The sequence below is a fragment of the Stenotrophomonas sp. TWI602 genome, assembly GCF_039674045.1.
Taxonomy (GTDB): Bacteria; Pseudomonadota; Gammaproteobacteria; order Xanthomonadales; family Xanthomonadaceae; genus Stenotrophomonas.
Genome location: NZ_JBDJMT010000002.1, coordinates 139,000 through 150,719, shown reverse-complemented (window position 1 = coordinate 150,719; position 11,720 = coordinate 139,000). Strand labels below are relative to the sequence as shown.

Below are 11,720 nucleotides of genomic sequence, written 5' to 3'. Positions count from 1 at the left end.
CACCCGCCATCCACCTGCTGTTACCGCATCCGTTCCCTTTGGAGATTCGACATGAGCACCCTGCAGACCGCCGAACAGATCCAGCACGCTTGGAACACCGACCCGCGCTGGGCCGGGATCACCCGCAACTACACCGCCGCCGACGTGGTGCGCCTGCGTGGCACCGTGCACGTGGAGCACTCGCTGGCGCGGCTGGGCGCGGAGAAGCTGTGGACGTACCTGCAGGAAAAGGACTTCGTCAACGCGCTGGGCGCGCTGACCGGCAACCAGGCCATGCAGCAGGTCAAGGCCGGCCTGAATGCGATCTACCTGTCCGGCTGGCAGGTCGCCGCCGATGCCAACCTGGCCGGCCAGATGTACCCGGACCAGTCGCTGTACCCGGCCGATTCGGTGCCGGCGGTGGTCAAGCGCATCAACAACACCCTGCTGCGCGCCGATCAGCTGCACCATGCCGAGGGCAAGGATGACATCGACTTCCTGCAGCCGATCGTGGCTGATGCCGAAGCCGGGTTCGGCGGCGTGCTCAACGCCTTCGAACTGATGAAGGCGATGATCGAGGCCGGCGCGGCCGGCGTGCACTTCGAGGACCAGCTGGCCTCGGTGAAGAAGTGCGGGCACATGGGCGGCAAGGTGCTGGTGCCCACCCGCGAGGCCATCGAGAAGCTCAACGCCGCGCGCCTGGCCGCCGACGTGATGGGCGTCCCGACCCTGCTGGTGGCACGTACCGATGCCGAGGCGGCCGACCTGCTGACCAGCGATGTGGATGGCAACGACCAGCCGTTCACCACCGGCGAGCGGACCGTGGAAGGCTTCTACAAGACCCGCAACGGCCTGGACCAGGCCATCAGCCGCGGCCTGGCTTACGCCCCCTACGCCGACCTGATCTGGTGCGAGACCGGCAAGCCGGACCTGGAGTTCGCCCGCAAGTTCGCCGAAGCGATCCACGCCAAGTTCCCGGGCAAGCTGCTGGCCTATAACTGCTCGCCCAGCTTCAACTGGAAGAAGAACCTGGACGACGCCACCATCGCGACCTTCCAGAAGGAGATCGCCAAATATGGCTACAAGTTCCAGTTCATCACCCTGGCCGGCTTCCACGCCCTGAACTACTCGATGTTCAACCTGGCCCACGGCTACGCCCGCCGCCAGATGAGCGCCTTCGTGGAGCTGCAGGAAGCCGAGTTCGCCGCCGCCGACCGCGGCTTCACGGCGGTCAAGCACCAGCGCGAGGTCGGCACCGGCTACTTCGACGCGGTGACCCAGGCGATCCAGCAGGGCCAGTCCTCGACCACCGCCCTGAGCGGGTCCACCGAGGAAGAGCAGTTCAACGCCGAACGGGCGGCCTGATCCAGGAAGGGCGGCCAAGGAAGGCCCACAGGGCGGCCGGTCGGGGATCGGCCGCCCTGCGTCGTCTCGGGACCCGCCTCTTCACATCGTCACACGCGGTAGAACACGCGTGTTTTCACGATCTTGGGGGGTAAAAGTCGGAAATGGGATAGGGCGCACAGTTTTGAGGAGTGCTATCCTCCATCGCTCACCAGGGGGACGCTGAAAAGCGGGTGTTCGGAAATGACCGGCAAGGGTGCGGCGGCGATCATGTGCGAACAGGAACCAGACATCGACCGCAAGGCGATGGCTGAGATCGTGCACGCCATCCTGAGCAACGGCGAGTCCGCATTGTTCTCCGAATTCGGCCGGCAACGCAAGCTGCCCTCAGGCACCCATCTGTTCCATCGCGGCCACGCCGGCAACACGATGTACGTGATCGTCAGCGGCTGCATCGAACTGGACTTCGGCGAAGACCTCGTCGTGAAGTCACTCGGTCCCAATGAATTCTTCGGCGAGCTGGGCCTGCTGATCGGCGACCACCAGCGCACGGCCGGCGCGCGTGCGGTCGAGGACAGCATCGTGCTGGAACTGGACCACGACGATTTCCAGCGTCTGGTCGACCGCGACCCTGGTCTGCTGGCCTACTTCCTGCGCCGCACGATCATGCGGGTGGTGAGCAACGAGCAGGTGTTGATCCGCCAGCTGCGCCGCCGCAACCACGATCTCGAAACCGCGCTGGACAACCTCTACGTCACCACTCACCAGCTCACCCACACGCGCGAGCTGGTGCGCACCGACGAGCTGACCGGCCTGCACAACCGGCGTGGCCTCGCGCTCTACCTGCAGGACTGCCGTGCGCAGGAAAACAGCGCGCCGCAGGGCCTGCTGCTGATCGACTGCGACCAGTTCAAGCAGGTCAACGATGTGCACGGCCACCAGGCCGGCGACCGCGTGCTGCAGAGCGTGGCCAACATCCTGCGCTCGGTGGCCACCGAGCCGGACGTGGCCTGCCGGCTGGGCGGCGACGAATTCTGCCTGCTGCTGCGCAGCGCCGACCAGGACAGCCTGCAGCACGCCGCCGAGTTCATTCTCAGCGCGGTGCATGGCCTGATCGACCGTGCGCATGGCGTGCCGCATGTGTGCCCGGTCAGCATCGGGGTCTGTCTGATCGACCCGCAGACCGACTGGAGCGAGTGGTACGCCCGCGCCGACAATGCGCTGTACCAGGCCAAACGGCTGGGCGGCAACCGATTGCACTGGTCGCGATCAGCGACCGCCACACCCTGATCGGGAGATCGGCATGAACGGCGACAACGGAACGTCGACCCAGGCCCCGCAGATGCGGGCGCTGCTGTTCACCGATCTGTGCGACTCGTTGATCCTGGTGGAGCGGATTGGCGATGCGGCGGCGGCGGAGCTGTTCCAGGCGCATGACCGGCTGGTGCTGGTGTTGCAGCAACAGTGGAATGGTCGCCTGATCGATCGTTCCGATGGCCTGCTGCTGTTGTTCGAGCGCGCCATCGATGGTCTCGGCTTTGCGCTGGATTACCAGCGCGGCCTGCAGGAGATCGGCAAGCAACGCAACATCGTGCTGCGCGCACGCGCGGGCCTGCACGTCGGCGAAGTGCTGACCTGGGAAAACAGCCCCGAGGCGATCAAGGTTGGGGCCAAATCGCTGGAGGTCGAGGGCCTGGCCAAGCCGATGGCCGCGCGCCTGATGGCCCTTGCCCGGCCCGGGCAGATCCTGCTCTCGGCCGTGGCCGAATCGCTGACCCATCGCGCGGTGGGCGAGCTGGGGGAGCGTGGCGAGCGACTGGTGTGGAAATCGCACGGCGGCTGGCGGTTCAAGGGCATGCCCGGTCGCCAGGACATCCATGAAGTGGGCGAACCGGAGTTTGCGCCGCTGCGTGCCCCACGCGGCAGCCCCAAGGCCCGCCGTGCCGTGCCGCTGTGGCGCCGGCCGATGACACTGCTGGCCGAGGTGGCGCTGGTGGCAGGCATGGTCTTCGGCACCTGGGCCTTTCTACGCCCGACGCCGGCCATTGCCTTCGGCGAACGGGATTGGGTGGTACTGGGCAACCTCCATAACCTGACCGGCAATGCACTGCTGGACGACAGTCTTCAACAGGCGTTCCGCATTTCTCTGGAGCAGTCGCGTTACGTCAATGTGCTCAGCGACATGAAGGTGCAGGAAACGCTGGAGCGGATGCGTCGCGAAGGTGGAGCGCTGGACCGCGACGCGGCGATCGAGGTCGCGCTGCGTGAGGGTGCCAGAGCCGTGATCGTACCCACCGTGGCCGAAGTGCATGGGCGGCTGCGTGTTTCACTGGAACTGATCGATCCCAACACCGGCAATACGGCGTGGTCCGACCATGCCGATGGCCGCGGCATGGAATCCCTGCTGGGATCCACCGATGACGTCGTGGCTCAGATGCGCGTGGAGCTCGGCGAGGCCATGCATGACATCTCGCGGGACTCGATGCCGCTGCCCAAGGTGGCGACGGCCAGCCTGGATGCGCTGCATGCCTACGCGATGGGCGTCAAAGCATACGGCGATGGACGCTATGACGACGCGCAGCGGTTTTTCGGGCAGGCGGTGCGTTTCGATCCGGACTTCGCGTTCGCCTACCTGGCACAGCTGCGCATCCAGTGGGGCCGGGGCAATCCCGAAGGGGCCCGGCAATCGCTGGCCGCGGCAAAACGCGCTGCCGGTCGCTTGTCAGGGCGGGATCGGCTGTACATGGACGCCTGGGATGCCGATCTCAACGGCGCCGGAACACTCGCCACGGCCGAAAAGTGGAAGCTCTTGGGCGATCTCTATCCCGATTACCACGGCGCCCATGCCAACTACGCCTGGTCCATGCTGAGCGTGGGGCGGTATAGCGAGTCCGAGCAGGCTGCACGCAAGGCCGCTGTCGCACAGAACCCGTTGCAGGCCATGGCGTTGCAGGCGCTCGGTCGCGCCGAGCTGGCGCAGAATCACGCCGATGCGGCACTGCGCAGCTATCGCCAATCCGCACGGATCGGTCAATGGTCAGTGAACCGCCACATGGTCGCCGCGCTCGCCGCTCATGGCGACCTGGTGGGCGCCCAGCGCATGCTTGCCGCCGCTCGGGAGGATGATCTTGCCATGCACCTGGAGGGCACCGCCGTCGCGTTGGACGCAGGCGAGCCGGCGGCGGCACTGCGGGCCAATGCAGGTGCGCTGCGCCACTGTGGTGACAATGCGCGGATCTGCGGAATGTTCCAGGCGCAGTCGCTTTCGCTGGCCAGCATTGCCGTGCGAAAGGCCGGCGCACACGAATATGAGCAGCTTATCGCCACCATGATCGCGCAGGCGGCCGATCCTGCGGCAGGCGAGCGGGGAGAGTGGCTGTACATGGCCGCTGCCTCGGCCTATCTCGCGCAACGCGCCGAGCTCTATGACGTGGCACGTCGCCAGTTGCCGCATCTGCAGCGACTTGCCAAGGCACTGGATGACCCGCGTGGAACGCAGATGGTGGCGGTGCTGGTGGCCAACCAGGATCGCGTGGATGGCCGGGCTGCGCAATCGGTGCAGCGCTTGCGCGCGCTCATCGACGGCAGCGAGTTGTTCCAGGTCCACGTCGCCCTGCAGGACAGCCTGGTGGCCGCCGGGGACCAGGTGGCTGCCGCCGCCGAGCAACGCTGGCTGGCGACACAACGCGGCAGGGCCTACGCGGAGAACGCCGGTTCCTATCTCCTGCAGGCGCTGAATGTCCATGACAGCCGGGCCGCACAACGACGTCTGGACGCGACGTCGTTGCAGTAACCGCCAGACCTCAGGGCTGCGGCTTGCGCTGCAGTTGTGAGTCGATGTCACCGCTGACGAAACAGTGCGGAAAGCTGAACGAGCTGGTGGCGGTCAGGTGGGCGAGCAGGCGCGTACGAGCGGCCAGGAATTCTTCCTTGCTGGCCAGCGGACCGCCTGATTCGCAGTCGCACGATGCCGCGCCCGCCTCGGCGCTGATGGTCGCCAGCGCGGCGGCGGGATCGGCCTGGAACAGGGTACGGAACGTATCGTCGCTGCTGAGCAGATCCAGCAGCTGTACGGCATCGTTGGAGGAAAGCGGCGGAGAAGTGCTGGTCATGTGGGATGTCTCGGAGATAGCGGAGGGAAGGAGGGGGCGTACGCGCAGGCCGGGGTGTGACGTTACAGCCGCGATCGATAGCGGCCGGCGCGTGAAGCGCTTGAGTCGCCCGATGATCATCGGCCTTCATCTTTGGCGATCCCGGCCGACACACTGGAACACGCGATGCTTCCCTTTCTGGCTGCCCATGCACGATACCCTCCACCTGCGCCGATGCCGCACCCTCTACCTCGAGCCCCGACAGCAGACCTCCTTCGATCTGCGCGCGCTGGTATCCGGTGGTACGGGCATGACCCTGCGCAGTGTCTGGACGGCGCTGGCACCGCACCTGCCGGCGCCGGTCGAGCTCAATGAGTCACAGGTGCTGCTGCTGGGACGTCTCGACCCGGAGCGATGGGAGCCACGGCCCGCCGGGGAAGATGACAGCGATCTGCGCTACCTGCTGGCGCATGGGCTGGTCCAGGCACAGGGCGCAGATCGCGACGCGTTGGCTGAACGTGAAGCGCAGCTGCGGCAGGTGCCGTGGTGGGGACCTGCCGCGATGCTCCATTGGCAGGGCCGCTGGCAGGGCCAGGACAGCGTGAAAGCCCTGGAATCGGCGGGACTGCACACCGCGGCGGGGCTGCGTGCACACCTTGGGCCGCCACCGCCCGCGTTGGCTCCCCACGCAGGAGAACCTCGTCGCCTGCCACGCCAGCCCGAGGAGGCGTTCGACCGCAGCCTGCGCGAGCGCAGCACCTGCCGCAACTTCGATACGGCGCAGCCACTGCCGCTGGCCGAGCTGTCACGACTGCTGCAGCGCACCCTGGCTGAAACTGGACGGCAGGTGGTCGAAGAAGACGCGGTGTTTCTCAAAAAGAACGTACCGTCCGCCGGGGGCCTGCATCCCACCGAAGCGTATCTGCTGGTGCAGCATGTCGAGGGTCTCCAGGCGGGTCTGTATCACTACGATCCTGCCTCGCACGGCGTGTCCGCCCTGCCTTCCGATGCGCGGTCCATGGCAGAGCTGGCGGCGTTGTTCACCGCAGGCCAACACTGGTTTGCCGATGCGCCGGTGCTGATCGTGCTGGCCCCCCGGTTCGCGCGCACCTACTGGAAGTACCGCCACCATCCCAAGGCCTACCGCGCGGTGATCCTGGATGTTGGCCACATCTCGCAGCTGCTGCTGACCTGCGCGACCGAACAGGGCCTGGGGGCCTTTGTTACGGCCGCGATCAACGAACAGGATATCGAGCAGGTGCTCGGCATGGATCCCATGCAGCTCAGCCCGCTCGCCGTGTGTGGCGTAGGCTGGCGCGCACAGCAGATGTCGACCTCTGAGTTCGACCCCGGCGGCCAGGTGTGGACGCCGGTACTCACTGCCGAGCCGCCAACCGGGTGACTCACCCCGCCTCGAAATCCACCAGCACCGCCCCATCGCCCACCTGGTCTCCGGCTTTCACCCGGTAGCCCTGCACGGTGCCATCGGCGGGTGCCTGCAGCGTGTGCTCCATCTTCATCGCTTCCAGCACCAGCAGCGGCGCGCCGCGTTTGACCGCCGTGCCCGGTGACACGAGTGTGGCGACGATACGGCCCGGCATCGGCGCGACCAGGCTGCCAGCATCGGCAACGGACTGGTCCGCTTCGCTGACCGGATCATGCAGGGTGAAGCGCTGCACGCCTTCGCTGCCGAACAGGTACAGCTCGTTGCCGTCGCGGATGACGGTGGCGCGGTGCAGCTGCTCGCCGATCTGTACGCGAAGTGCATCACCGTCCAAACCACCGCTGCCCGCGAGCGCGTTGCCGTCCATGTGGACGGTCCACTGTTCGCCCGCGCCCGCGCCCGCGCCCTGCACGGTGACGCTGCGCTGCGCGCCCCGGTGCTCCAGCGTCAGCGCGCGTGCAGCGGCCGCGCCGAGGCGCCAGCCGTCCTGGGCCTGCCACGGCGAGTGCGGGTCACGCGCATCACGGCGGGCGGCTTCGCTGGTGGCCACGCCGGCAATCGCGGCCAGCGCCAACAGCGCCGGATCACTGTCGCCGTCGTTGGGGGCCAGGGCGGCCTGCTCGCGCTCGATCAGCGCGGTGTCCAGCTTGGCCTGGGTGAACGAATCGGTCATCACCAGCCGGCGCAGGAAGGCGGCATTGGTGGTCACGCCGACCACTTCGCACTCGGCCAGGGCCTGCTGCATGCGGCGCAGCGCGGCGTCGCGGTCGACATCCCAGACGATCAGCTTGGCGATCATCGGGTCGTAGAACGGGGTGATCGCATCGCCCTGCTCGACACCGGCGTCCACGCGCACGTGCGCGGTGTTGGCCGGCAGGCGCAGGTGGCGCAGGGTGCCGGTGGAGGGCAGGAAACCGCGGTCGGCATCTTCGGCGTACAGGCGGGCTTCCAGTGCATGCCCGCGGATCTGCAGCTGATCCTGCTGCAGCGGCAGTGGCTCACCACTGGCCACGCGCAGCTGCCATTCCACCAGGTCGGTGCCGGTGATGCACTCGGTGACCGGGTGCTCCACCTGCAGGCGCGTGTTCATTTCCATGAAGTAGAAGTCGCCATCGGGGCCGGCGATGAATTCCACCGTGCCGGCGCCGACGTAGTTGACCGCGCGCGCGGCATCGACGGCGGCCTTGCCCATCGCGGCGCGGCGCTCGGGCGTCATGCCGGGCGCAGGCGCTTCTTCGAGCACCTTCTGATGGCGGCGCTGCACCGAGCAGTCGCGCTCGAACAGGTACACCACGTTGCCGTGGCTGTCGCCGAACACCTGGATCTCGATGTGGCGCGGACGCTCGACATACTTTTCGACCAGCACGTGTGCGTTGCCGAAGGCGGACTGCGCTTCACGCTGGCAGCTGGCCAACGCCTCGGTGAAGGTGGCGCTGTCATCCACGCGGCGCATGCCCTTGCCACCGCCGCCGGCGCTGGCCTTGATCAACACCGGGTAGCCGATGCTGTCGGCCTGCTTGCGCAGGAACTCGGGGATCTGCTCGTCGCCGTGGTAGCCCGGCGTCAGCGGCACGCCGGCCTGCTGCATCAGCGCCTTGGCCGCGCTCTTGTCGCCCATCGCGCGGATCGCCGCGGCGGAGGGGCCGATGAACACGATGCCCGCCTCGGCACAGGCCTGCGCGAAGCCGGCGTTCTCCGAGAGGAAGCCGTAGCCAGGATGGATCGCCTGCGCGCCGGTGCGGCGGGCGGCGGCCAGGATGGCGTCGCCGCGCAGGTAGCTCTCGCGCGCCGGCGCCGGGCCGATCGCGATGGCCTCGTCGGCCAGGCGCACGTGGCGCGCGTTGCGGTCGGCGTCGGAGTACACCGCCACGGTGGCGATGCCCAGGCGCTGGCAGGTAGCGATGACGCGGCAGGCGATTTCGCCACGGTTGGCGATCAGGATCTTGGTGAACATGGTGGTCTCGTTGCGCGGGCCAGGGACGGCGGTGCCAGGCGGCACCGCCCGTGCATTACATGCGGAACACGCCGAAGTCGGTCTTCTTCGCCGGGGCGTTGAGGCTGGCTGACAGCGCCAGGCCCAGCACACGACGGGTGTCGGCCGGATCGATCACGCCGTCATCCCAGAGGCGGGCGCTGGCGTAGTACGGGTGGCCCTGCGATTCGAACTGCGCGCGGATCGGCGACTTGAAGCCGTCTTCTTCCTCGGCCGACCACTGCCCGCCCTTGGCTTCGATGCCGTCGCGCTTGACCGTGGCCAGCACGCTGGCGGCCTGCTCGCCGCCCATCACGCCGATGCGCGCGTTCGGCCACATCCACAGGAAGTTGGGCGAGTAGGCGCGGCCGCACATGCCGTAGTTGCCGGCACCGAACGAGCCGCCGATCACCACGGTGAACTTGGGCACCTTGGCGCAGGCCACGGCCATCACCAGCTTGGCCCCGTCCTTGGCGATGCCGCCGTGCTCGTACTTGCGGCCGACCATGAAGCCGGTGATGTTCTGCAGGAACACCAGTGGAATGCCGCGCTGGGTACACAGTTCGATGAAGTGCGCGCCCTTCAGCGCGGACTCGGAGAACAGGATGCCGTTGTTGGCGATGATGCCCACCGGGTAGCCATGCAGGTGCGCGAAGCCGGTGACCAGGGTGTTGCCGTAGCGCGGCTTGAACTCATCAAAGCGCGAATCGTCGACCAGGCGCAGGATCACTTCGCGCACGTCGTACGGCTTGCGCGTGTCGGCCGGGATCACGCCGTACAGCTCGTGGGCCGGATGCCGCGGTTCCACCGGGGCCTGCACCGCCAGTGCCGGCTCGGGCTTGCGCCAGTTGAGCTGGGCGATGATCGCGCGGACCCGGGCCAGCGCCTGCAGGTCGTTGTCGGCCATGTGGTCGGCCACGCCGGAGATGCGCGTATGCACATCGGCACCGCCCAGTTCTTCGGCGGTGACCACTTCACCGGTGGCCGCTTTCACCAGCGGTGGGCCGCCGAGGAAGATGGTGCCCTGCTCGCGCACGATCACCGTTTCATCGCTCATCGCCGGCACGTAGGCGCCACCGGCGGTGCAGCTGCCCATCACGCAGGCGATCTGCGGAATGCCCTGCGCGGACAGGTTGGCCTGGTTGTAGAAGATGCGGCCGAAATGGTCGCGGTCCGGGAACACCTCGTCCTGCAGCGGCAGGAACGCACCGCCGGAATCCACCAGGTAGATGCAGGGCAGGCGGTTCTGCTCGGCCACTTCCTGCGCGCGCAGGTGCTTCTTGACCGTCATCGGGTAGTAGGTGCCACCCTTGACCGTGGCATCGTTGGCCACGATCACGCACTCCACGCCCGAGACCCGGCCGATACCGGCGACAACGCCGGCGCTGGGGATCGGGTCGCCATACATGCCGTGCGCGGCCAGCGGGGCGATTTCCAGGAAGGCGCTGCCCGGGTCGAGCAGGGCATCGATGCGGTCACGCACCAGCAGCTTGCCGCGTGCGGTGTGCTTGGCGCGTGCCGCTTCGCTGCCGCCCAGCGCGGTCTGCGCCAGGGTGGCGCGCAGGTCGTCGACCACCGCCTGCAGCGCGGCGCGGTTGGCCTCGAAGGTGTCGCTGCCCGGTTGCAGCTGGGTGCTCAATACGGTCATGGCAGGGCCCTTACTTGGTGCGCTGGAACAGTTCGCGGCCGATCAGCATGCGGCGGATCTCCGAGGTGCCGGCGCCGATTTCATACAGCTTGGCATCGCGCCACAACCGCCCGGTCGGGTACTCGTTGATGTAGCCGTTGCCGCCCAGGATCTGGATCGCCTGGCCGGTCAGCCAAGTGGCCTTCTCGGCCGAATACAGGATCGCGCCGGCCGCGTCCTGGCGCGTGGTGCGGCCCTGGTCGCAGGCGCGTGCCACCGCGTAGACATAGGCGCGGCAGGCATTGAGGCCCACGTACATGTCGGCCAGCTTGGCCTGGATCAGCTGGAAGGTACCGATCGCCTCGCCGAACTGCTTGCGCTCGTGCACGTACGGCATCACCACATCCATCGCGGCGGCCATCAGGCCGAGCGGGCCACCGGACAGCACCACGCGCTCATAGTCCAGACCGGACATCAGCACCTTGACGCCACCGCCGACCACGCCAAGCACGTTGGCTTCGGGTACTTCGCAATCCTGGAAGACCAGCTCGCAGGTGTTGGAGCCGCGCATGCCGAGCTTGTCCAGCTTCTGCGCCGTGGAGAAGCCCTTCATGCCCTTTTCGATCAGGAACGCGGTGATGCCCTTGGCGCCGCCATCCGGATCGGTCTTGGCATAGACCACCAGCACATCGGCATCCGGGCCGTTGGTGATCCACATCTTGTTGCCGTTGAGCACGTAGTGATCGCCGCGCTTGTCCGCCCGCAGCTTCATCGAGACCACGTCCGAGCCGGCGCCCGGTTCGCTCATGGCCAGCGCGCCGACCAGCTCGCCGCTGCACAGGCCGGGCAGGTAGCGCTTTTTCTGATCTTCATTGCCGTTCTTGCGCAGCTGGTTCACGCACAGGTTCGAGTGCGCACCGTAGGACAGCGCGATGGCACCGGAGGCGCGCGAGATCTCTTCCATCGCCACCACATGCGCGAGGTAGCCCATGCCGCTGCCGCCGTATTCCTCTTCCACGGTCAGGCCGAGCAGGCCCTGTTCGCCGAGCTTGCGCCACAGCGCATTGGGGAACAGATTCTCTTCGTCGGCCTGGGCCGCCAGCGGGGCGATTTCAGCGGAGGCAAAATGGGCCACGCTCTGGCGCAGCAGGTCGATCTCTTCGCCGAGATCGAAGTTCATGGTCGGGACGTGCATGGGCGACTCCGCAACAACAAGGGATGGGACGCGCCGGGAGGGATGGACGGGCTGACAGGGCCGTCCCG

8 protein-coding genes are annotated in these 11,720 nt (G+C 67.3%); 4 read left to right on the top strand and 4 right to left on the bottom strand.

Annotated features, from left to right (window positions below):
• Positions 1-51: 51 nt before the first annotated feature.
• From aceA to ABE483_RS03310, 3 genes are all read left to right on the top strand, one after another.
• A complete protein-coding gene (gene aceA / locus ABE483_RS03320; RefSeq protein WP_284128539.1) occupies positions 52-1,344 on the top strand; it encodes an isocitrate lyase in 1,293 nt (430 codons plus the stop codon).
• Between the two features lie 222 nt (positions 1,345-1,566).
• Positions 1,567-2,613, top strand: a complete 1,047-nt coding sequence (locus ABE483_RS03315) for a GGDEF domain-containing protein (protein WP_346481110.1) — start codon at positions 1,567-1,569, stop codon at positions 2,611-2,613.
• Positions 2,614-2,626: 13 nt separating this feature from the next.
• Positions 2,627-5,116 carry a putative peptide modification system cyclase gene (locus ABE483_RS03310; RefSeq protein WP_346462715.1) on the top strand — a complete coding sequence of 830 codons (2,490 nt, stop codon included), beginning with the start codon at positions 2,627-2,629 and terminating at the stop codon, positions 5,114-5,116.
• A gap of 10 nt (positions 5,117-5,126) precedes the next feature.
• On the opposite strand, the gene ABE483_RS03305 is transcribed toward ABE483_RS03310, so the two are convergent.
• The gene (locus tag ABE483_RS03305) at positions 5,127-5,435 is read right to left on the bottom strand and encodes an NHLP-related RiPP peptide (protein ID WP_167390353.1); all 309 of its coding nucleotides are present in this window, start codon (positions 5,433-5,435) and stop codon (positions 5,127-5,129) included.
• Between the two features lie 112 nt (positions 5,436-5,547).
• Here ABE483_RS03305 and ABE483_RS03300 point away from each other — a divergent pair, with 112 nt between their 5' ends.
• A complete protein-coding gene (locus ABE483_RS03300; protein WP_313219874.1) occupies positions 5,548-6,816 on the top strand; it encodes a putative peptide maturation dehydrogenase in 1,269 nt (422 codons plus the stop codon).
• Between the two features lies 1 nt (position 6,817).
• Here the strand turns inward: ABE483_RS03300 and ABE483_RS03295 are convergent, their stop codons facing one another.
• The 3 genes from ABE483_RS03295 to ABE483_RS03285 are packed head-to-tail and all read right to left on the bottom strand — an operon-like array spanning position 6,818 to position 11,652.
• Entirely contained in the window at positions 6,818-8,812 is a 1,995-nt protein-coding gene (locus ABE483_RS03295) for an acetyl/propionyl/methylcrotonyl-CoA carboxylase subunit alpha (RefSeq protein WP_346465419.1), read from the bottom strand.
• A gap of 55 nt (positions 8,813-8,867) precedes the next feature.
• Positions 8,868-10,478 (bottom strand): carboxyl transferase domain-containing protein, encoded by a 1,611-nt coding sequence (locus ABE483_RS03290; RefSeq protein WP_070426393.1) that lies wholly within the window; start codon positions 10,476-10,478, stop codon positions 8,868-8,870.
• A gap of 10 nt (positions 10,479-10,488) precedes the next feature.
• A complete protein-coding gene (locus ABE483_RS03285; protein WP_121044350.1) occupies positions 10,489-11,652 on the bottom strand; it encodes an isovaleryl-CoA dehydrogenase in 1,164 nt (387 codons plus the stop codon).
• Between the last annotated feature and the right edge of the window lie 68 nt (positions 11,653-11,720).